This is a genomic window from Microbacterium sp. NPDC086615, from assembly GCF_040686055.1.
Classification (GTDB): Bacteria; Actinomycetota; Actinomycetes; order Actinomycetales; family Microbacteriaceae; genus Microbacterium.
The window spans coordinates 50,070-71,053 of sequence record NZ_JBFBJJ010000007.1 but is presented as its reverse complement, the minus strand read 5'-3'; the positions used below and the strand labels follow the sequence as shown (position 1 = coordinate 71,053).

Annotated in this window: 23 protein-coding genes; 8 read left to right on the top strand and 15 right to left on the bottom strand. The window is 71.0% G+C overall.

Features of this window, described 5'->3' with window-relative positions:
* Positions 1-19: 19 nt before the first annotated feature.
* Positions 20-517 carry a DUF427 domain-containing protein gene (locus tag AB0O24_RS08945; RefSeq protein ID WP_275800526.1) on the bottom strand — a complete coding sequence of 166 codons (498 nt, stop codon included), beginning with the start codon at positions 515-517 and terminating at the stop codon, positions 20-22.
* 107 nt (positions 518-624) lie between these two features.
* Between AB0O24_RS08945 and AB0O24_RS08940 the strand changes: the two genes are divergently transcribed.
* From AB0O24_RS08940 to AB0O24_RS08925, 4 genes are all read left to right on the top strand, one after another.
* A complete protein-coding gene (locus AB0O24_RS08940) occupies positions 625-822 on the top strand; it encodes a hypothetical protein (protein ID WP_275800528.1) in 198 nt (65 codons plus the stop codon).
* On the top strand, positions 819-983 hold the full coding sequence (locus AB0O24_RS08935) for a hypothetical protein (protein WP_193751326.1): 165 nt from the start codon (positions 819-821) through the stop codon (positions 981-983). The genes AB0O24_RS08940 and AB0O24_RS08935 overlap by 4 nt, the downstream gene beginning before the upstream one ends.
* A 145-nt stretch (positions 984-1,128) precedes the next feature.
* The gene (locus AB0O24_RS08930; protein WP_363374232.1) at positions 1,129-2,073 is read left to right on the top strand and encodes an aldo/keto reductase; all 945 of its coding nucleotides are present in this window, start codon (positions 1,129-1,131) and stop codon (positions 2,071-2,073) included.
* 206 nt (positions 2,074-2,279) lie between these two features.
* Positions 2,280-2,837: a nucleoside phosphorylase gene (locus AB0O24_RS08925; protein WP_275800530.1), complete on the top strand. Its 558-nt coding sequence runs from the start codon at positions 2,280-2,282 to the stop codon at positions 2,835-2,837.
* On the opposite strand, the gene AB0O24_RS08920 is transcribed toward AB0O24_RS08925, so the two are convergent.
* From AB0O24_RS08920 to AB0O24_RS08890, 7 genes are all read right to left on the bottom strand, one after another.
* Positions 2,825-4,321 (bottom strand): MFS transporter, encoded by a 1,497-nt coding sequence (locus AB0O24_RS08920; protein WP_241492276.1) that lies wholly within the window; start codon positions 4,319-4,321, stop codon positions 2,825-2,827. The two genes, AB0O24_RS08925 and AB0O24_RS08920, sit on opposite strands and share 13 nt — an antisense overlap.
* A 172-nt stretch (positions 4,322-4,493) precedes the next feature.
* Positions 4,494-4,676, bottom strand: a complete 183-nt coding sequence (locus tag AB0O24_RS08915) for a hypothetical protein (RefSeq protein ID WP_275800531.1) — start codon at positions 4,674-4,676, stop codon at positions 4,494-4,496.
* Between the two features lie 35 nt (positions 4,677-4,711).
* On the bottom strand, positions 4,712-7,816 hold the full coding sequence (locus tag AB0O24_RS08910) for an SMC family ATPase (protein WP_275800532.1): 3,105 nt from the start codon (positions 7,814-7,816) through the stop codon (positions 4,712-4,714).
* The gene (locus AB0O24_RS08905; protein WP_275800533.1) at positions 7,813-8,967 is read right to left on the bottom strand and encodes an exonuclease SbcCD subunit D; all 1,155 of its coding nucleotides are present in this window, start codon (positions 8,965-8,967) and stop codon (positions 7,813-7,815) included. The genes AB0O24_RS08910 and AB0O24_RS08905 overlap by 4 nt, the downstream gene beginning before the upstream one ends.
* A 139-nt stretch (positions 8,968-9,106) precedes the next feature.
* Positions 9,107-9,427 carry a hypothetical protein gene (locus AB0O24_RS08900; protein ID WP_275801782.1) on the bottom strand — a complete coding sequence of 107 codons (321 nt, stop codon included), beginning with the start codon at positions 9,425-9,427 and terminating at the stop codon, positions 9,107-9,109.
* A 1-nt stretch (position 9,428) separates the two neighbouring features.
* Entirely contained in the window at positions 9,429-9,638 is a 210-nt protein-coding gene (locus AB0O24_RS08895) for a hypothetical protein (protein ID WP_275801783.1), read from the bottom strand.
* A gap of 82 nt (positions 9,639-9,720) precedes the next feature.
* Complete coding sequence (locus AB0O24_RS08890; RefSeq protein ID WP_275801784.1) at positions 9,721-10,014, bottom strand: GNAT family N-acetyltransferase; 294 nt, start codon at positions 10,012-10,014, stop codon at positions 9,721-9,723.
* Between the two features lie 435 nt (positions 10,015-10,449).
* Here AB0O24_RS08890 and AB0O24_RS08885 point away from each other — a divergent pair, with 435 nt between their 5' ends.
* Together AB0O24_RS08885 and AB0O24_RS08880 are read left to right on the top strand one after the other, a co-directional pair.
* On the top strand, positions 10,450-11,226 hold the full coding sequence (locus AB0O24_RS08885) for a winged helix-turn-helix domain-containing protein (protein ID WP_363374226.1): 777 nt from the start codon (positions 10,450-10,452) through the stop codon (positions 11,224-11,226).
* Between the two features lie 86 nt (positions 11,227-11,312).
* Positions 11,313-12,302 carry a DNA-3-methyladenine glycosylase 2 family protein gene (locus tag AB0O24_RS08880; protein WP_363374223.1) on the top strand — a complete coding sequence of 330 codons (990 nt, stop codon included), beginning with the start codon at positions 11,313-11,315 and terminating at the stop codon, positions 12,300-12,302.
* Between the two features lie 102 nt (positions 12,303-12,404).
* Here AB0O24_RS08880 and AB0O24_RS08875 read toward each other — a convergent pair whose 3' ends face one another.
* On the bottom strand, positions 12,405-13,238 hold the full coding sequence (locus tag AB0O24_RS08875; RefSeq protein ID WP_363374221.1) for a siderophore-interacting protein: 834 nt from the start codon (positions 13,236-13,238) through the stop codon (positions 12,405-12,407).
* A gap of 54 nt (positions 13,239-13,292) precedes the next feature.
* Between AB0O24_RS08875 and AB0O24_RS08870 the strand changes: the two genes are divergently transcribed.
* Complete coding sequence (locus AB0O24_RS08870) at positions 13,293-13,514, top strand: hypothetical protein (protein ID WP_275801789.1); 222 nt, start codon at positions 13,293-13,295, stop codon at positions 13,512-13,514.
* Between the two features lie 10 nt (positions 13,515-13,524).
* Here AB0O24_RS08870 and AB0O24_RS08865 read toward each other — a convergent pair whose 3' ends face one another.
* From AB0O24_RS08865 to AB0O24_RS08850, 4 genes are all read right to left on the bottom strand, one after another.
* The gene (locus AB0O24_RS08865) at positions 13,525-14,283 is read right to left on the bottom strand and encodes an ATP-binding cassette domain-containing protein (protein WP_275801790.1); all 759 of its coding nucleotides are present in this window, start codon (positions 14,281-14,283) and stop codon (positions 13,525-13,527) included.
* Positions 14,280-15,290, bottom strand: a complete 1,011-nt coding sequence (locus AB0O24_RS08860) for an iron chelate uptake ABC transporter family permease subunit (RefSeq protein WP_363374217.1) — start codon at positions 15,288-15,290, stop codon at positions 14,280-14,282. The genes AB0O24_RS08865 and AB0O24_RS08860 overlap by 4 nt, the downstream gene beginning before the upstream one ends.
* The gene (locus tag AB0O24_RS08855; RefSeq protein ID WP_363374214.1) at positions 15,283-16,242 is read right to left on the bottom strand and encodes an iron chelate uptake ABC transporter family permease subunit; all 960 of its coding nucleotides are present in this window, start codon (positions 16,240-16,242) and stop codon (positions 15,283-15,285) included. The genes AB0O24_RS08860 and AB0O24_RS08855 overlap by 8 nt, the downstream gene beginning before the upstream one ends.
* Positions 16,243-16,353: 111 nt before the next feature.
* Complete coding sequence (locus AB0O24_RS08850) at positions 16,354-17,319, bottom strand: ABC transporter substrate-binding protein (protein WP_307385028.1); 966 nt, start codon at positions 17,317-17,319, stop codon at positions 16,354-16,356.
* A gap of 89 nt (positions 17,320-17,408) precedes the next feature.
* On the opposite strand from AB0O24_RS08850, the gene AB0O24_RS08845 reads away from it, so the two are divergent.
* The gene (locus AB0O24_RS08845) at positions 17,409-18,179 is read left to right on the top strand and encodes a siderophore-interacting protein (protein ID WP_307387106.1); all 771 of its coding nucleotides are present in this window, start codon (positions 17,409-17,411) and stop codon (positions 18,177-18,179) included.
* Positions 18,180-18,244: 65 nt separating this feature from the next.
* On the opposite strand, the gene AB0O24_RS08840 is transcribed toward AB0O24_RS08845, so the two are convergent.
* Together AB0O24_RS08840 and AB0O24_RS08835 are read right to left on the bottom strand one after the other, a co-directional pair.
* Positions 18,245-19,990, bottom strand: coding sequence for a S16 family serine protease (locus tag AB0O24_RS08840; protein WP_363374211.1), 1,746 nt, complete (start codon positions 19,988-19,990; stop codon positions 18,245-18,247).
* The gene (locus AB0O24_RS08835) at positions 19,987-20,955 is read right to left on the bottom strand and encodes a GNAT family N-acetyltransferase (RefSeq protein ID WP_275801795.1); all 969 of its coding nucleotides are present in this window, start codon (positions 20,953-20,955) and stop codon (positions 19,987-19,989) included. The genes AB0O24_RS08840 and AB0O24_RS08835 overlap by 4 nt, the downstream gene beginning before the upstream one ends.
* Positions 20,956-20,984: the final 29 nt, after the last annotated feature.

The following is a 20,984-nucleotide window of genomic DNA, read 5'->3' as shown; positions in this document are numbered from 1 at the left end:
CACGCGGGGTTCCGCGCACTCACCAGCCCATCGACCCCGGCACACCCTTGAAGGGACCGGCGAGGTCGCTCGTGACCCAGCCCCCGTAGAAGCCGCCCGGCTGTGGCTCGACGGTCTCGCCGCCCAGGATCACGCGATCCATCGGGCCGGCGTACACCGCCACACGGTCGGCAAGCACCTCGTAACCCGGCATGGGGCTCGGATAGTTCCAGGCCGCACGCGGGGCCACCGCTCCCCCGCCGCCGTGGACGTCGAAGTAGCGGGCGCCACCCTTGAACTCGCAGAACGACGCCCCCTCACCGAGGGTCAGCGCGTCGCCGAACGCGGTGATCGGCAGGTAGTACACCGGCGGGTGACTCGTCTCGAGCACGCGGACGACGTCGTCGGTGTCGGCGATGCGGACACCGCCGAAGTCGATCTGCGCCCTTTTCCGGACGCGCTCGACGCGGGGAGGCCGCGGATAGCCCCAGACGGACTCCTGGCCGGGGCGGACGGGGTCGGGATCGGGGCGTGCCATGCGCTTACGCTACGCCGCGCAGAACGTCCTCGGATCGAGATCTGATCGTGCACTGACTGTCTCAGGAGACACCCAGCTTTTCGCTAGGTTGGAGGGAGGGGGTCGTCGTGAGCGAACAGGAAGTCCGAGAGGGTACGGCGCGATATCGCGTGTACCAGGTGGTCGGCATCGTCGTCGGTGTCCTTTTCATCGCTCTCGGCGTCGTCGCCTTCCTCACGGGCGGGGGGCCCATCATCGCCGCCATCGCCGTCGTCGGAGGTCTCGCCGTGCTCATCGCCTCGATCGTCATGATGGTGCGTTCGTGACCGCGCCCAACGGGCCCAGTGGCGAGAACGCCGACGGCAAGGACCCGAACGGCAAGAAGAAGTACCCCGCCGGAACGGTCGTGATCTGGATCGCCGGAGCCGGCATCGGCCTGTGGTTCTTGATCAGCGGGCTCATCGGCATCCTGTCCGGGGGATCCTGACCCACGCCGACGTCACCACGTCCCAGCGTTCGGGCAAAACTCCCCCGCGCGGAGTGCGGACGAACATGCGACGCGCGCGTCGCGGGAATGCGAGCCGAGACCCGTCGTTGACCCTGAGGTACCACACCACAACGGAAGGGCTCTCATGACGCGCATCGGACGCAGCGACCTCGACATCGTCCCCCTCTCGCTCGGCGGCAACGTCTTCGGATGGACAGCCGACCGCGACACCTCGTTCGCCGTGCTCGACGCCTTCCACGCGGGCGGCGGAAACTTCATCGACACCGCAGACGCCTACAGCGCCTGGGTGCCCGGCAACTCGGGCGGTGAGAGCGAGACTCTCATCGGCGAGTGGCTCGCTTCGCGCAAGCCCGAGAACGTCGTCGTGGCCACGAAGGTCAGCCAGCACCCCGAATTCCGCGGGCTCAGCGCGAAGAACGTCCGCGCCGCCGCGGAAGCGTCGCTGACGCGTCTCGGCGTCGACGCGATCGACCTGTACTACGCGCACTTCGACGACGCCGACACGCCTCTCGAAGAGACCGTCGCGGGCTTCGCCGATCTCGTCTCCGACGGACTCGTGCGATACGTGGCCGTGTCGAACTACACCGCCGAGCGCATCCGCGAGTGGATATCGCTGGCCGAAGCCGGAGGCTTCGACCTCCCCGTCGCCATCCAGCCGCACTACAACCTCGTCCACCGCACCGAGGTGGAGCGCGACATCGTCCCCGTCGCCGAGCAGTACGGCATGTCGCTCGTGCCGTACTACGCCCTCGCGAGCGGCTTCCTCACGGGCAAGTACCGCACTCCGGATGCCGCCGGCGACTCGCCGCGCGCCGAGGGGGCCGCGAAGCTCGCGACGCCCGCGGGCATCGCGCTGATCGACGCCCTCGACGAGATCGGTCAGGCGCACGGCGCCTCGATCGCCACGACCGCTCTCGCGTGGCTGCGCGCTCAGCCCACCGTGGCCGCCCCCATCGCGAGCGCGTCGAAGGTCGAACAGGTCGCCGATCTGCTCGCCAGCACCTCGCTCGAGCTCAGCGCCGACGAGATCGCGCGTCTGTCGCAGGCCTCGGAGGCCGCGCAGAGCTGACTCGTCCCGTGGCCCCGAGTCGCGCTCGGGGCCACGGCGCTCACTCAGCGCCGCGCGTTCTGTGACGAGCGGAGGAGCAGGGGCCGAGGGAGGGCGGATGCCGAGGCTCGATCCTCCGCTCATCCCACGCCCTCCGCTCGCCCCGAGGCGTTCCGTGCCCGAGCGCCCGGGACGTGCGGGCCCGCACCATCGGGGACAATGAGAGGGTGAAGCTTCTCGTCGCCGCCCACGCGTCCGAACTCGTCGCCTTCGAGGACGACATCCCCGGTTTCCGGCGTCTGCTGACCGGCGTCGGGAAGATCCCCGCGGCCTACGCGCTCACGCGCGCGCTTTGCGAGGGCGAGTACGACGAGATCGTCGTCGTCGGCACCGCCGGGGCGATCGACGACGAGATCGAGGGCGGAATCTACGACATCGCCGCGGCGATCCAGCACGACGTGAAGGGGCTCGACGGCACGTTCGGCGAGCACGTGTCGCTGCCGACCCGGGTCGACACCGGCCACGAGGGGCGGATCATCGCCACCGGCGACCACTTCGTCGACGACCCCGACGCGGTTCGGCTGATCCGAGGCCTCGGCGCCGGTCTCGTCGACATGGAGACGTACGCGCTCATCTGGGTCGCCCAGCAGTTCGACGTGCCGATCAGCATCCTGCGCGCCGTCTCCGACCGCGCGCAGGACGGAGCGACCGAACTGTGGGACGTCGTCGTTGAGCGGTGCAGCCACGAGCTGCGCGCGGAGTTCCGCGAGCGCTACGGGGTCTGAGAGCCCGAGCGCGCCCGACCCGCGAGGTCAGCGACGCCCACGAGGAGGGCGAGCGCGAGGAAGATCCCGACGGTGATCATGCCCGACGCGTAGGCGTCGTGGTACACCACGACGGTGTCGACATCGGCCTGCTCGCGGTAGATCGTGGCGTAGAAGAGCGCGAGGGCGATGGCCGTGCCCACCGCCGTGCCGATGCGCTGGCCGAGCTGCCCGACCGACCCCGCCACCCCGCCGCTCGACACCGGGATGTCGGCCAGCATGAGCGTCTGGTTGGGCGAGATCACGAGACCGCCCGCAAAGCCGCCGACCACCATGACTCCCGCCATCGCCCACGGGGTCCACTCGGGCGGGGTGAACAGCGCAACCAGGACGAGACCACCGGCGGTGGCGACCATGCCGACGATCCCCCAGACGACGAGCGGGCGGCCGAGGCGCGTGACGAGGTTGCCGCCGATCCACGAGCTCCACGCCGACGCGACGGCAAAGCCGATCGTGACCATGCCGGCGAACACGGGTTCGAGTCCGAGCCCGCCCTGCAGGAAGAGCGTGCCCAGCAGGAACATCGCCGGAATGGCCGAGAAGTACGCGGTCGAGATGAGCACGCCGTTGCGGTACGACGACAGCGAGAAGATCGAGAACGGCATGAGCGGCGTGCGTCCGAGGTCGGCGTAGCGGCGCTCCCAGAACACGAAGATCGCGGCGAAGACGACGGATGCCACGAGGAACCACCACCGGCGGGGATCGTCGTCGGGCGAGCCCGTGGTGAACAGGAAGGGCCACATCAGCGCGAGGATCGTGAGCGCGAAGAGAAGCACGCCCACGGGGTCGAGGTCGAGCCGACGGCGCGACTTGGTCCGGGTGTTCGGCAGGAGCCACGCGGCAAGAACGATGACGATCGCGACAAGGGGGATGTTGATCCAGAAGATCAATCGCCATCCGTCGGTATCGCCGCCGAGAGCGATCAGCAGCCCTCCGAGGGTGGGCCCGAACGCGGTGGCGATGCCCACGGTCGCACCGAAGAGCCCGAACGCCCGACCGCGCTCCTTGCCCTGAAAGAGCTGCTGCACGAGACCCAGCACCTGGGGCATCTGGATGCCGGCCGCCACGCCCTGCAGGAGGCGTGCCACGAGCAGCACGGTGGTGTTGGGGGCGAGCGCGCAGACGAGGCTCGTGACGAGGAAGAGCGACAGCCCGACGAGGAACAGCACGCGCCGGGAGCGCAGATCACCCAGACGCCCCGCCGGCACGAGCACGAGGCCGAACGTGAGGATGTAACCCGACACGACGAGCTGCAGCTCGGTGGGTCCCGCGTTCAAGGCGGACTCGATGGACGGGAGAGCGACGTTGACCTTCGTGAGGTCGAGGATGGTGAGCGCGGCGACCGAGACCGCGACCCAGTAGGCGCGCCACCGGTGCTTCGGAGACAGCACGATGTCGCGTGTGGGGGGATGAGCGGCGTTCGACGAGGGTGCGTGATCAGGCATCGAGGCCGACGCTACTCCTGACGTCGGACACCGCGGGTGGGCTTGCGCGAAACGGGCGGCACGGAGACCGGGATCGCGACGCGCGCCGGGTTGCGTGGCGGGCTCGCGTCGAGGGTAAACCGCACGAAGAGCGACGATGCGCCGCCGGCGGGGCTCTCTCGGTGTGTCGGCGTCAGTCGACGTCGCGGCGAGCGAACACAGCGCGCAGGACGAAGAAGACGATGACGGCCACCACCGCGACAGCGACGACGCGGAACACGAAGGTGATGAGCGAGAACACGACGTTCACGATGATCCACGCGATGATGACGGCAGCGACGACACCGAGGACGGTCCACAGGGTGCTCTTACGCATGTCTCCAGCCTAGGCGGACGACGAGGGAGACGCTCTCACGCGATCTGCAGCGCGGAATCCTGCGTGATCACGCTCGGCCCCCTCGGTGTGGCGACGACGCGCAGCTGCGCCGGCAGTTGGTCTTTCATCGACGCCACGTGACTGATGACGCCGACCGTCCGCCCGCCCTGGCGGAGCTCGTCAAGGGTGCGCATCGCGAGGTCGAGAGTCTCGTCGTCGAGCGATCCGAACCCCTCGTCGATGAACAGCGTGTCGAGTCGGATGCCGCCCGCTCGCGCCGTCACGACCTCGGCGAGGCCGAGGGCCAGGGAGAGCGACGTGAGGAACGTCTCTCCCCCGGAGAGCGACTGCGGGGGTCGGCACTGGCCGGTGAACGCGTCCATCACCTCGAGACCGAGACCGCTGGCAGCTCCTCGAGCCGCGAGCGCGTCGGTGTGCTGAAGGCGGTAGCGCCCGGACGACATCTGCTCGAGGCGGAGGTTCGCGGCCACCACGATCTCTTCGAGCTCGGCGGCGAGCACGAACGTCTCGAGCGTCATCCGCCGGGTGTTGGGCGCGCGCCCCGCGAGGGTGTCGGCGAGACGCGCGACGACAGCGTGTTCGTCGGCCAGCGTCGCGACCGCCGAGTGCCCCGCGTCGGCGCGGTGGGCGAGACCGCGCAGGCGGTCGGCGAGTGCCAGAGCCGAGGCGTGTGCGGCGGCGGCCCGCTGCACGTCTTCGCGGGCGGCGGCGACCGCCGCGCTGAGCGGGGCGATGTCGACGGGTTCGTCAGCGGCGTCGACGAGGAGCAGCTCCAGGTCGAGCAGCCGCTGGCGGGCGGACGCGACGGCGGCATCGTGCGCGGCGATCGTCTCGTCGAGTCGGCGCCGTTCCGGAGCCGGACGGAGGGCGGCCATGACGGCGTCGACGGTGTCGAACGGACTTTCGGCCACGAGGCGGCGCAGAGCCTCGGCGGCCTCCCGATGGGCCGCTGTCGCGGTCGCGACCTCGGCGCGGACGGTCGTCAGCGCTCGCACGGCGGTGCGGCGAGCGGTCAGGTCGGCCTGACGCGCCACGACCGTGGGGAACGCGCCGCGCGCGGCCTCGACCTCATCGCGGAGCGAGTCGGCCCTCTGGATCGCCAGAGCCGCCTCTTGACGAACGGCAGCGAGGTCGGCGGCGAGCTTGTCGAGGCGGCCGGCGATCGCGGCATCGAGATCGGTCGCACGGGTCCGCTCGGCTTGCACGCGCGCGTACTCGGCTTCGTCGGACCGCGCCGTGATGAGCGCCTGCTCCGCGTCCTCGAGGCGGGAGGACAGGGCTTCCACGCTCTCTCCACCGGCCCGAGCCGCGGCCAGGGCATAGTCGTCCCGGGCGATCCGGGCCGCGTCGGACGCGAGACGGTCTTCTTCGATCGCGGTGTTCTTGCGCGTCTCTGCCGCGGCCAGCTGCTCGTCGGTGACCGGGACGTCGTCGCCGGTCGCGGGGTGCGGGTGCTCGCGCGAACCGCACACCGCGCACGGCTCTCCGTCGACCAGCTCGTGGGCGAGCTCGGCGGCGGCGCCGGCGAGGCGGCGGCGTAACAGCGCCGTCCACGTGTCCGTCGCGTTACGCATGTCCTCCCCGCGCACCAACGCCGCCATGTCGGCCTGCTCCCGATGAGCGAGCAGTCGTTCGGCTTCTCGCGCCGCGTCGAGGCGAGACCGCGTCTCGGCGCACCGCGACTCCGCGGCCTCGCGATGAGCTGTCGCCCCCGCCAGCTCGGCGAGCCGATCGTCGAGCGCCTTCAGGAGCCCCGGAACGTCGGCGCGCCCCTCCACGAGGGTGTCCCGCTCGGTCTCGAGGCTCGCGATCCGGGTCGCGGCGCGGACCCGATCGCCGTCGGCCTCGGCCAGGGCGGTCTCGGCGGCGAGTGCCGCCTCCCCGCGGGCCAGCAACCCTGTGAGCTCGTCATCGCGACGCGTGAGGGCATCCGCATCGAGGCCCGACTCTTCACCGACGGCCTCCGCCCGAGCGACCGCCGTCGCGAGACGTTCTTCTGCCGCCGCGAGGTCAGCCGTCGTCCGCTTCTCGGCGTCGAGGGCTGCGCGCAGGGCTTCGGCCTCGCCGGCGGCCTCCGCCTCGGCACGAGCCGCGGCGACGCGCTCCGTCTCGGCCTCGAGCGCCGCGAGCTGCTCGCGGACCCGAAGTCGGTCGAGCTGGCGATCGCGCAGGGTGCGCGCCTCGCGCTCGGCCGCGAGAGCACTGTCGAGCAGCAGGTCGGCGGCATCGCGCTCACGCTCACGCGTCTCGACGCGGTAGTCGGCTCGTTCGACGGCCCGGACGACGTGCGCCAAGCGCTCGCTCACCGAAGGCGGCCCAACGGGCGGCGGCGGGGCGGGCGGGTGAGCGAGGGCCTCCGGAATCGTCGCCTCGCTCCCACCGGGCTCCTCACCCGCTCGCTCGTCGCCCGCCGAGAGCGGACCCGGCGACACCGCGAGATCGGCCTCGAGCTCGCCCGCGAGGCGCTCCGCCTCGTCGAGAAGGGTCGAGACCTCGACCCCCTCGGCGGCGAGGCGCTCCTGAGAGCGCTTGCGCCTCTCGTCGAGCTGCGCGGCGTAGTCCTCGAAGGACCGCGTTCCGAAGAGGGTGCGCAGCAGGCTGAGCCGTTCGTCGTTCTTGGCGAGGAGGAACCGCGCGAAGCGGTTCTGCGCCAGGAGGATCACCTGCAGGAACTGCTGCTGGCTGAGGCCGAGGATCTCGTCGAGCCGAGTGCCGACATCGACCGGACGCGCGGCGACCCCCTCCCATCCCTCGGTGGTGCGTACCTCGAGCAGTGCGCGGTGCGGCTCTTTCGTCGTGCCACCGCCCCGACGCTTGGGCCGCTCGAACTCCGGCGACCGCGTCACCCGCCAGCGCTCGCCCTCGGCGCTGAACTCCAGCGTCACTCGGGTGGGGTCGTCGGGCGTGCAATGGTCGCTGCGCAAGCGGCGCTCGGCGCCGTCGTAGCGCGGCACACCGCCGTACAGCGCGTAACAGACACCGTCGAGCACACTCGACTTCCCGGCACCGGTGCGCCCGGTGATGAGGAAGATGCCGTCGTCGGCGAAGGCGTCGAAGTCGACGACTTGCGTGTCGAGGAAGGGGCCGAACCCCTCGAGCTCGAGGCGGTGAAGCTTCATGACCGGGCCTCCGACAGCGCGCGCGCGTCGAGAACCTCGCGGATGAGCTCACGCTCCGCCTCGGACGCGCCCTCGCCCTCGCGGACGTGGACGAGGAACGCGTCGATGACCTCGGCGTCGTCACGCGCTGCGCGCACCCGCTGGGCGTACCCGATCCCCTCGTCGGGCCGCGTCGCCGCCGGCGCATGGACCACGGTGGCGCACCAGGGGAACCGTGCCTGCAAGCGCCGCATCGGGTCGGGCTGCGGTGTGCTGTCGGTGTATTCGGCGCGCACCCAGTGCTCGTCGTTCCCGTCGAAGGCGGGATCGGTCAGCAGGTCGTCGAGCGGCCCGCGGAGCGTCACCAGCGGGCGCGGCACGGGCAGGCCGATCCAGCTCACGGACGAGAGTCCCTCGGCGTCGAGCTCGACGAGCCACGACCCCCGCGGCTTCCCCGCTTCGCCGAAGCTGTAGTGCAGCGGCGCGCCCGCGTAGCGCACGTGATCGGAGAGCTGCTGACGGCCGTGGATGTGGCCGAGGGCGACGTAGTCGGGCCCGTCGAACGCGGGGAGCGGAACGACGTCGAGCCCGCCCTGACGGATCTCTCGCTCGACCCCCGGCGTGGATTCGACGCCCGCGGCGAAGCAGTGTGCCGCGACCACCGATCGCCCGCCCCGCTCGGCGAGATCGGCACGCACGAGGTCGAGGGCGTGCTGCATCGTCTGGGCCTGGCTTCGCAGCTCGACCCCCTCCCACGCGTGGCGCACGATCGCCGGTTCGAGATACGGGATGCCGTAGACGTGGACGGGACCGTGCTCGTCGTGCACCGTCACCGGAACGCCGACCGAGAGCGGGTCGGTCACGACCGAGATCTCGGGACGCAGGAGAGCGGACTGGAACCCCAGCCGAGCCGCGGAATCGTGGTTGCCGCTGGTGACCACGACGCGGGCACCGGCATCGGCGAGCGCCCCGAGCGTGCGCGAGAGCAGCGGATAGCAGGCCGCGGCGGGTGTGGCGGAGTCGAAGACGTCGCCTGCGACGATGACGAGGTCGACCTCGTGCTCGCGCACCTGCGCGACGAGGGCGTCGAGCACGCCGGAGAGCGCATCGAGAGTCGAATGCCCGTGGAAGGAGCGCCCGATGTGCCAGTCGGAGGTGTGCAGGATCCGCATGCAGACACGGTACGTCGACCCTCCGACATCGGCTCGCAGCAAACGCCCCGACCGCGGAATCACGGGGCCGACGGCCTTTCGTCCGCATGCGACGACGCCCCGGCCGCGTGAATCGGCCGGGGCGTCGTCGGGGGGAGGTTCAGGAGGCGTTGACCTCAGCCGCAAGGGCGCGGATGCGGTCGTCGCCGAGTTCGAGTCCGATCTGTGCGAAGCGCTGACGCAGCACCTCGGCGACGCGCTCGTCGCTCTTGCCGCCGACGTCGGCACGGGTCTGTACGACGACTCCGGCGATGCGGGCCTCGTCGTCGGTCTCGTGCGTGTCCATGATCGGCTCCGACTGCTCGTCGGGGCGCGCCGCGCGCTTGCCCTCGTCGTGCAGGGCTCCGCCGACCGAATCGGCGGGCGACGCGCCGCCGTCGGGGCCGGTGGAAGGTTCCGGGGCTCGGGTCTCGTCCGACATGTCAGTCCTCCGTGCTCATATCGGGGTCGATGCCCTGGCTGGCGGCATCCCCCTCGATGGGGTCTGAAGGAGCGGCGTCGTTCAGGCGCGACGACCCCTTCGCGTTCTCGTTCTGCTCTACGGTCTCGCCGTCGGCGACGGCGCCGCTCTCCCACCCGCCGGGCGGGTCGGCGTTGATGACACCTTCGGGCAGGTCGCGGTCGTCGGTCATGACTTCCCCTTTCGACGCCTCCAGCATCCCGGCATCGCGCGTCACGCGGGCAGGGGTTGACGCCCGCCGGGGCACTGCGTAGTCAGGTGCGCTGCTTCAGGATGCCGGCACGCTCGGGGTGGGCTTCGAACCACTCCCCCACGTACCAGCAGACGGGAAGGATCTCGCGGTCGCCCATCGCCTCGATGGCATCGACAGCCCGTTCGGTGATGACGGCGGCGTAGCCGTGTCCGCGGAAGGTCGGGATGGTGAACGCCCGGGTGAGGGCAATGGTGCGACCGTCGTCGCGGTAGTCGAGAACGGAGACCAGATCGTCGCCCCGATGCAGGGTGAAACGGGACGCGGCCTTGTCGTCGGCGAAAAGCAGGTCAGCCATGACGAGAGGCTACGCCGCCCACGGGGAGCGGGCGTCGTTGGCGCAGAATGCACGGTCCGCTCTTACCTTCACCCCGCACGACTGAGCAGAATGCGCGGGTCTCGACATCGGGGGCGATTTGACGTCGCCGGACTTCTTGCGTCATAATCCCCCCATGACTGTCAATGCGCGTTCTCTGTCCGCCCGGGAGGCGAACGGGACTGCCGGCATGATGATGCCCGGCCGCGTTGTCATGTGTTGTCGAATGTGCCGCTAACAGCGACCCTCGCTCCGACGATCTCGAGCTTCTGAACGCCGACATCGTCCACCGGTCGTCTGCGTCGCGCGTCGATCACGCGTGTCCGGACACCGCGCACCGGCCTCTCGGCTCTCACCTCCCGTAGAACCCCGCCTCGTGACGACGCCCGGGTTCACACACCCAAGGACTTCATCCTCATGTCGATCTCCGCTGTTCTCGACCGCCCCGCCACCTCCGTCATCCACCCCGCCGCCGCGAACCCCGCCGCGAACCCCGCCGCGCGTCCCGCCGTCGCACCGGCCCCGGCTGCCGCGGCGCCCGCCCCCGCAGCCGCCCCCGCCGCCCCGGCCGCCCGCCCCGCGCTCCCCGCGGGTTCCGCCCCGCGCGGTTTCGCCCTCTACGTCGGCATCGACGAGGCGAAAGCCGCGGCCGCCGGAGTGAGCCTCGGCACGCTCGTCGAGGCACTGCGCCGCACGTTGGGCGAGCTCGCCCCCGCCGCCGAGACGTACGCCACGGTCGCCCTCGCCCCGACCGGAGCCGGTGGCCGCGACGTCGACGTGGTGCGCCTCGCCCTGCACGAGCCGTCCGCTGTCGCCCGCACCAAGGACGAGCCCGCCGAAGAGGACCGTGCGCCCGGCGGCGTGGTCGTCGACATCTCGCGCAAGCGCGTGCTCATCGACGGTGAGTCGGCCGCGTTCACCTTCAAGGAGTTCGAGCTCCTGCAGTACCTCGTGCTGCGCGAGGGTCGCACGATCGAACGCGCCGAGCTCGTGGCATCCCTCTGGGAGGGCTCGACCGACGACGACGCCCCCGGCGAGCGCACCATCGACGTGCACGTGCGCCGACTGCGCGCCAAGCTCGGCGCGTACGAAGACATCGTGCGCACGGTGCGCGGCGTGGGGTACCGCTTCGACCGTCACGCCGACGTCTCGATCCGCTACGGTCACGGCACCCCCTCGCCCGACCGCTTCTGATCGATCACCCCGCACCTCACGCGTTCCAGCGGGCGCGAAAAAGCCCCGGATGCCGCGATGTCGGCGGGGCGACGTAGGGTGTCGGCATGAGATCGACCGGGGTGCGCACGCGGCAGACGCCGCGCGAGCTTCCGGTCCCGGCCGATCGCCCGATCGAGGGCGAGTACCGTCCCGCGCAGCCCGTCGACATCGGTCGCGCCGTCGCCGCCCAACGGCACGGCCGCAACGACCCGACCTACTTCTCGTCGATGCCGCTGCGCGACGGCGGCGTCGTCTGGCGCGTCAGCCGCACCCCGCTCGGCGTCGCGACACTCGCCCTGCGCCAGAGCATCGGGGGCGCGGTGCGCGCGGCGGCGTGGGGCCCCGGTGCCGAATGGGCGCTCGACCAGCTGCCGGCGCTCTGCGGCAAGCTCGACGATCCCGACGGATTCGATGCCTCGCGGCATCCCTCGGTCGCTGAGTGGCACCGGCGGCACCCCGACCTCCGCATCGGACGCACCGATCTCGTCTTCGACGCGCTGGTCAGCGCCATCATGGAGCAGAAGGTCACGAGCCTCCAGGCGTTCTCGGCCTGGCGCAGCATCGTCACCTGGTACGGCGAACGCGCCCCCGGTCCCACCCCGCGGCCGCTGTTCGCCCCGCCCGACATCGACGGGTGGCGTCACGTCCCGTCGTGGGCGTGGCATCGCGCGGGGCTCGAGCCTCCGCAGTCCCGCACGATCGTCGAGACGGCGCGACGCGGCGAGTCCGTCGTGCGCGCGGCGAGCGCCGCCACCGACGGCGAAGCGCGCGACCGCGTGTTCATCAGCCTTCGCGGGGTCGGCATCTGGACCAGTGCCGAAACCCGCATCCGCGCGTTCGGAGACCCGGATGCCGTCAGCGTGGGCGACTACCACCTCGCGCACCAGGTGGGATACGCCCTCACCGGCCACCGCACCGACGACGACGGCATGCTCGAGCTCCTCGAGCCCTTCGCGGGACACCGCCAGCGCGTGATCCGGCTCATCTACCTCGGCTCGGCACTCGAACCGCGCCGCGGCCCGCGACTGCACCCCGAGGACCATCGCGACCGCTGACCGCTTCGGCCTCCGTATCGCCGGGAGAAGCGAGCGCGTGCCCCACCGACATCGGCGAGGTAAGGGCGGGCCCGGGCGATGCGAACCGAGGACCCGGCGACGTCAGTGACCCCGCGGCGCCCGCCAATACCCGGTGAACGAGATCGCACGCTTGTCGACGCCGACGCGCACCCACTGCCGGCGCATCGCGGCCACGAGCGACTGCTCCCCCGCCACCCACGCGTAGGCGGGTGTTTCCGCAGCCGCCGCGATCGCCTCGTCGCGAATCGAGGTCCCGGGCGTCGCGCGCGGGTCCGCGCGAACGACCCATCGCACCTCGACACCCGCGGGAGCGACGAGGTCGCGCACGTCCCCTGCATCCGGGACTTCGATCATCGCGGTGCCGGTGGCGTCAGCGGGGAGGGATGCCAGGATGCCGGCCATCGCGGGGAGCGCCGTCTCGTCGCCCACGAGAGCGTAGGGTCCCGTGAGACCGGCGGCCGGGGTGAAGAGGATGCCCTCGTCGAGGATCGCGACCGCGTCACCCGGGCGGCAGGTCTCCGCCCAGGTCGCCGCGGGGCCGGCGGTCCCGTCGGCGGCGGAGCCGTGCAGCACGAAGTCGATGTCGAGCTCCGGGCCGTGCTCACCCGAGGGACGGAACCCCGCGACGGTGTAGTTGCGCAGGACCGGACGCTCTGTCTTGGCGATCGCGAGATATCGGAAGTACGTGAGGGTGTCGAGCCTGCTCGGCAGGCGCGAGAGCGAGCCCTCGGACACGGGGAGGAACAGCCGGAACCACTGGTCCCGCCCCAGCGGTGAGAAGCGCTCGAGATCGTCACCGATCACCGTCACGCGAGCGAACGAGGGCGAGAGGCGTCGCCGCTCCCGCACGCGGAGGGTGAGGAGTTCGCTCTTCTCGGGCTTCTGCCGCGTCTGCGCGGCGTTCGTTCGTGCCATGGTCTTCTTTCGCGTGCGGGTCGGGGTGGAGGGGGCTGCCCCTAGGCTGGGCGCATGACGCAGACGGGAACGGGTTGGCCGCGCGGACGCACGTATTGGGTCCTCGGCAGCGTGGTGCTGTTCATCGTCGGCATCGTGTTCGGCCTGGTGTGGCAGAACGTGTGGCTCGGCCTGATCCTGGCCGCCGCCGTGTCGGTGGGATGGCTCATCGCGTACGAGTCGAGCCGCGGGCGGAACGTCGGCGTGAACGACGAGGACAACGGCATCCAGTTGTGACGATGACGGCTCATCGGTAGTACACCGCCAAGGGGTACGGGCCGTCTCGGCGCACCTCTACCGGCGTGCCGAAGACGTTCTCGAGCGTCGATGAGGTCATGAGGTCGTCCGGCGTGCCGACGTGCGCGACCCTCCCGTCCGACAGCGCGACGATGCGGTCGGCGTAGGCCGCCGCGAAGTTGATGTCGTGCACCACGATGACGATGGTCTTGCCGAGCTCGTCGGCAGCCCGCCGGAGCTGGCCCATCATCGCGACGGCGTGCTTCATGTCGAGGTTGTTCAGCGGCTCGTCAAGGAGGATGTAGTCGGTGTCCTGCGCGAGAACCATAGCGACGTAGGCCCGTTGGCGCTGTCCGCCGGAGAGCTGGTCGAGGTACCGACCCGACAGCTCGGTCAGGTCGAGGAAGGCGATGGCCTCGTCGATCCTCGCGTGGTCGTCGGCGGTGAGACGGCCCTGCGAGTGCGGGAAGCGTCCGAAGCCGACGAGTTCGCGCACGGTGAGGCGGGTGACGAAGTGATTCTCCTGGCGGAGGATCGACACGATCTTCGCGAGCGCCCGACCGGGCGTGGTCGTCACGTCGTGACCGGCGATGGTGACGCGACCGCTCGTCGCCGTCGCCAGACGACCGACGATCGTGAGGAGGGTCGACTTGCCCGCACCGTTCGGGCCGACGAGGGCCGTGACCCCACCGGCGGGGATGTCGAGGGTCACGGGGCCGAGGACGGTGAGGTCGCCGTAGGTCATGGTGACATCGGTGAGCGAGATCACAGGCTGCCCTTTCGAAGCAGATAGACGAGGAAGAACAGGCCGCCGACGAACTCGATGATGATCGAGAGCATCCCGGCGGCGTAGAACACGTGCCGCAGCACGAAGTAGCCGCCGAGCAGGGTCGCCATGCCGAGCAGCACCGCGAACGGCAGCACCACGCGGTGCTGCGCCGAGCCCGCGAGCTGGTACGCGAGGGTCGCGACGATGAAGCCGAAGAACGTCATCGGACCCACCATCGTGGTCGACACCGAGATGAGCACGGCCACGAGCACGAGCATCGCGACGACCTCGCGCCGGTAGGCGAGTCCCAGATTGACGGATGCCTCGCGGCCGAGCGCCAGGACATCCAGTCGGTGTCGCGCGCGCCAGACGAGCACGAGCACCACGGCGACGACCAGGGCACCCCACGGCAGGTAATCGGCATCCGAGTTGGAGAGGTTGCCGAAGAGGCGGGCCGAGAGGATGTCGAAGTCGCTCGGGGTGAGCAGCCGCTGCATGACGGTCGAGAGCGAGCCGAAGCCGACCCCCAGCACCACCCCGACCAACAGCATGATGTGGAGGTTGCCGCGGCGGCCGGCGAACAGCCAGCCGTAGAGCAGCGTGGCGAACCCGACCATGAGCACGCTCTGGACCACGACCTTGAGCAGGCCGTCGGTCGCCGAAAGCGCGGCGCTGCCGAAGAAGAACACGAGCGCGGTCTGCATCACGACGTAGAGCGCGTCGAAGCCCATGATCGACGGGGTCAGGATGCGGTTCGCCGTGGCCGTGTGGAACAGCACCGTCGCCACCGCCTGGCAACAGGCGACGAGGGCGATGGTCGCGACGCTCACGACGCGCAGGTTGACGGCGAGCCAGAAGGCACGTGAGCCGGGTTCGCCCGGCACGTTCCAGGTCAGCACGCCCACGGCCGCGACCACGACGACGAGCGCCAGGATGCCGAAGCGCACGGCGACCCGCGGACGGCCGAGCCGGATCGCCGGGGCGGGGCGGGTCAGCACCTCAGCCACGGGCACGCATCCTCAAGAGCAGGGTGATGAACACCGCCGACCCGACGACCCCGAGGATCATCGACACGGGGACCTCGAACGGCATCCGGATCACCCGTCCGACGATGTCGCACACGATGACGATGGCCACGCCGCCGAGGCATACCCAGGGCAGGTTGGCGCGGGCGTTGTCGCCGCGCCACATCGAGACGAGGTTCGGAACGACCAATCCGAGGAACGGCAGGAAGCCGACGACCACGGTCGTGACGCCCGTGGCGACGGCGACGAGACCGGTGCCGATGAGCATCACGCGCGTGTGATCGAGGCCGACGGAGGTCGCGATGTCGCGACCGAGGCCGGCGACCGTGATGCGGTCGGCGTAGAGGAAGACGAGAAAGACCACGATCGCCGCGATCCAGAGCACCTCGTACCGCCCGCGGACGATCGAGGTGAAGCTGCCCATGAACCACGTCCCGAGCATCTGGAGGGAGTTCGTCGACACGGCGAGGTAGGTCGTGAACGCCGAGACCACCGCGCCGAGCATGATCCCGATGAGCGGCACGACGAGAGAGGACCGCAACGAGATCCGGCGCAGGATGCCGATGAAGATCATGGTCCCGACGAATGCCGCGACGGATGCCACGACCATGCGCACGAGCAGAGGTGCGGCCGGGGCGAGGAGGACCGTGACGAGTAGTCCCAGGGCGGCCCATTCGGAAGTGCCCGTGGTGGACGGCTCGACGAAGCGGTTCTGCGTGAGCAGCTGCATGATCAGGCCCGAGACGGCCATCGCGCAGCCGGCGAGGACGAGCGCGAGCGTACGCGGCACGCGCGAGATGAAGAACATCTCGGCGCCGAAGGAGTCGGCGGCCAGGTCGTAGGCCCCGACGAAGAGCGAGAGCACGACGAGAGCTGCGACCCCGAAGCCCGCAGCGGGCAGCGCGACCCGAGGTGGGAGGACGGTCTGTCTCATGGCATCCCTCTCTGGCCTCCTCGCTCGAGCGTGAGGGGTCACTTTCTGTCGCCCGGGGCGAACCCAGGCGACACTTTTTGACCCCTCACGCGCGCGCGGCGGAGGCCGGGATCAGGAGGCGAACGCCTCGGCGGCCGAACGGTAGAGCTTCGTGTAGGCCTGGATTCCCTCGTCGAGGTAGAAGCTGCCGTCGAGGTAGACGATCTGCCCCTTCTGCACCGCGGGGACGTTCTTCAGCGCCTCGGCGTTCTCGACGAGCTCCTGCGCCGAGACGTAGCCGTCCTCGCCGAACATCGCGTCACGGTCGAGGACGAACAGCCACTCCGGGTTCGCGGCGGCGATCGCCTCGACGCTGATGTCGTCTCCGTGCGACGCGTCCTCGGCGGCGCGGTCGAGAGCGGGAGTCAGGCCCAGCGTCGGGAAGAGGTGGCCGACACCGCGGCCCTCTCCGGGAGCGGCGTAAGAGATCTTCCCTCCGGAGGTGATCAGCCCCATCACCGTCTGCGACGGGTCGTATGCGGCCTTCGCGTCGGCGATCGCGGCATCCAGGTCGGCGTTCAGCTTCGCCGCCTCGTCGTTCTTGTCGAAGACCTGGCCGAGGATGGCGGTCTGGCGCTTGAGCTCGGACGTGTGCTCCTCGCCGTCGCGCGGGCTCGTCTCGATCGTCGCGGGCTGGATCTCTTTCAGCTGGTCGTAGATCTCGCGGAAGCGGTATCCGCCGACGATCAGGTCGGGCTCGGAGGCGAGGATGTTCTCGATGTTCGGCTCGCGGTGCAGGCCCGCGTCGAGCACCTCATCGCCGCCCGAGAGCGAGGGCCAGAGGTCGTACATGAGCGGCTTGGGGGCCGCGACGAGCTTCACGCCCCACTCGCTGAGCGTCTCGAACGTCGTGTTGTCGAGCGCGACGACCCGCTCGGGGGCCACGGGAACCTCGATCGAGCCGTGGTTGTCTTCGACCGTGACGGTGGTCGCGGCGGCCTGCTCGGCAGGAGCGGCCGCTCCCGAGGCGCAGCCGGTGAGGGCCAGAACCGCCGCGACGGACGCGGCGGCGAGGGGACGAATCAGACGGGTACTCATGCGGGATCTCTCCAGTGCTGTATGTGCGATGAGGACCGGCCACACTCCGGGGCCGGTCGCGAAGTTAGGTTAGCCTTAGCTTTGTGAAGATGTCGAACCCGGGCCTCGGAGCCCGCCTCGAACCCCGCCGTCACGAGCTGGTCTTCCGCTCGGCGAAGCTCGCCGCCCGAACCTTCCTGACACCGTCGTACGTCCGGCTGCGGCTCGAGGGAGCCGACCTCCGGGGTTTCGACTCGCCCGGCGCCGACGATCACATCCGCGTGTTCTTCCCGTCAGAACCGGCGGACGACGTTCGGTCCGCACCGAGCCGCGAGTACACCCCGGTGAGCTGGGATGCCGAGAGCGGCTGGCTCGACATCGACGTCGCTCTGCACGGTGACGGGGTCGGCAGTCGCTGGGCCGAGACGGCTCCCCTCGGCGCACCCGTCGGCGTCGGAGGGCCGCGCGGCTCGATGGTGCTCGTCGGGCGCCCGGACGCGTGGCTCCTCGCGGGCGACGAGACAGCGGTTCCCGCGATCCGCCGATTCGCCGCGGCGATGGACGACGACGCCGTCGGTCGCATCGCGATCGAGGTTCCGGATGCCGCCCACGACCTCCCCGTCGCCGCTCCCCCGGGCGTGCAAGTGATTCAGGTGCATCGGGGCGACCGACCGGCCGGCGAGGAACTCGCGGACTGGCTCGACGCGCTCGACGTCGAGGAGCAGCCGGAGGGATGCGTTTTCGGCTTCGTCGCCGCGGAACAGTCGATCGTCCGCGCCGGACGAGCTCTGCTGCTCGATCGGTGGTCGAGCGACCCCGCCGCCACCGTGGTCAAGGGGTATTGGAAGCGCGGGACAACGGAATACCACGCTCCGCACTGAACGTGTCCGACGCCGGCGGTCAGAGCACGGGGCCCGGCCAGGCGTTGCGCACGAGTGTCCGCGCTCTACTCGCGCTCGACGCCGGCCGCGAACGCGAGTACGCGTGCCCGCAGGAACGGGGTCGCGTACACCGACGACGCGCCGGGAGCGGGAGCTGCCGTGGCCGTCGCCGTCGCGTCGCTGAGGGCTCCGCGGACGAGGGGCACCTCGGCCCCCGCGTCGGCGAGCGCGTCGACCGCGCGCACCGCGTACTCGTCGCCGACGGCGATGCGCTGCTGGACCGCCGCCGTCGGGTCGACGCCCTCGGGAACGCGCACCGCCTGCTGCGTGGCGAGCGGCGGAACGGTGCGGCTGAAAGCGGTCGCGGCGAGCGCGAGACCGAGCCACGCGTCGTCGTCGGCGATCGACTCGAGGTCGTCGCGGGCGGCGTCGAAGGCAGCGAGCCGCACGGCCGGCAGGTCGCCCGCGCTGACGGGTGCGTCGCCCGCGCGCGACTCGTACGCGTCGGTGGCGGCGATCGCCGCCCGCCGCAACAGCGAGCCGAGGCCGTCGAGGTCGGCGTCGCGCGAGATCGACCCCGCCCCGGTGCCGAGCGCATCGCGCAGCGCGGCGCTCTCTTGCGCACGGGCGAGCGCCGAAGCCGCGAGCGCCGCGGCGGTCGGCGCCGCTTCTCCTCCCGCGTCGAGGGCGGCCTCCGCGTAGGCGGCGAGCGCGTAGGCATCGGCGGCCGCTCCGACGACCTCGAGCGAGAGATCGGCGGCGTCGAGCGTTTCGGGAGGACTCTGCGACGCCTGGGCCAGCAGGTCTTCCGCCGCCGCGCGCGTGGCACCGACCGACGCCGCGTCGACCTCCGGTGTCCCGGCGACCGCGGCGACGTCAGCCGCGGCCGCGGCGGCAGCGAATGCTCCGCCGTCGTCGCCGGCATCGCGCAGTGTCCGGGCGCGATCCGCGGCGGCGCGGGAGCGCTCGACGAGGGACGCGTCGGTCGCCGTCTCGAGCGACGTTTCCGTACGGGCCAGGGCACTGTCGATGGCGATGTCGAACGCATCGTCGCCGGGCTCGGCCGGCCCCTCGGTCGCGGTCGGCAGCGGGGTCGGTGAGGCGGCGGGCGTGGGGAACGCCGACTCGGGCAGGTCTTCGCCCGTCATGATCGCGTACGCACTGGCCAGGTCGGCGACCTCGGTGATGGTCATCCCTCCGGTCGCCGCGACCTGATCGAGGTCGACCGATCGACCGTCGGCATCCGCGGCGATCCGTTGTCCAGCCGGCACGAGGATCGTGTCGATGCCGCCCGCCTCGATCGCCGCCGCCACCTGCTCAGGCAGGCCCGCAACGGGGCTCACGGTTCCGAACGGCGTCACCCCTCCCGCGAGGGCGACGCCGGGCTGGATCTCGCTGCCGTAGTAGAGCGCGAGCACGCCGACCGCGGTCACGGCTCCGGCGGCGGGAGTGTTGATGCGGGCGTCGAAGCCGAAGGTGTACGCCGTGTCGGGACGCGCCCCGGTGAGGAGCGTGGCCGCCGTGACGGCGGTCCAGGTCGCGGACTGCGTGACCGGGGCGACACCGCTGACGTCGTTCTCGGTGATGTCAATGCTGAGGTCGCCGCCGTCGGCCGCTTCGGCGGTGATCCGTTGGGTCGCCACACCTCCCTTGCCGCCGCTGACGTAGAGCACCGGGACGGTGAGCTCACTGCCTTCGAAGTGCCCGTCGGGCTTGCCGCCGAAACCGAGCGAGAACCCGAGGTCGCACCCGGCGAGCACGAGCGTGCACGCGAGGGCCAGGGCCGTCACCGCCGCCGCGCGGGCTCTCACGCGTCGGCCTCGCCGACGTAGAGCGCGCAGGTGGTGTCGTAGTAGTCGGCCGTCTCACCCGCCGGGCGCAGCCCGATGCGCTGCGCGACGGCGCCGGATGCCGTGTTCACCGGATTCGTGACCGCCACGATCGTGCGGATGCCGTTCTCGTGGGCGAGCGCGAGGACCGCGGCCGCGGCCTCGGTGGCGTACCCGGACCCCCACGCGTCGGGGTGGAAGTGCCAGCCGATCTCGATGTCTTCGGGCCGCCCGTCGCCCGCACCCGCCGACCAGGGGATGCGCTTCAATAGCACTGATCCGAGCCGGCGGCCGTCGCGCGTCTCGACGGCTCGGACTCCGAGGATGCCGTCGGCCAGGCTCGTCCAGCGGTCGAGGGTCGCGTCGACCTCGGCCGGATCGGTCATCGCCCGGCCGTCGCCGAGGTACTGACGGACTTCCGCTCGCCGGTACATGTCGAAGAGGAACGCCCGGTCATCGTCGGACCGGGTCCATTCGCGCAGCACGAGGCGCTCGGTGTCGAGGCGCGTGCGCCGCATGGGCACGTGCGGGATGCCGTCCTCGGCGAAGGGCGCCCCCGACACGACGAAGCCGAATCGTCCGTACCACGACGCCAGGTGAGCCTGCGCGTCGAGAAGGATCGGGACGCCGGGGGCCTCGGCATCCAGAATATCGACGGCCTCGCGCATGAGGTCGGCAGCGAGGCCACGGCCACGGGCTGCGGCAGCGGTGGCGACGCGGCCGATGCGCGTGTTCGTCGGCTCGCGCAGGAGGCGGAGGGTCGCGAGCACCTCGTCGCCCTCGCTGGCCCACATCAGCTCGGCACCCGGCTCGATGTCACGGCCGTCGATCTCGGGGTAGGCCGCTTCTTGCTCGACGACGAACACCGTCACGCGCAGCCAGAGGAGGCGATACAGAGTGCGGGGGTCGATCTCAGCGACGGGCGCCCGGTGCAGGGTGACGGCCATCCTTCGACCGTACCCCGGGGTGCCGCCCG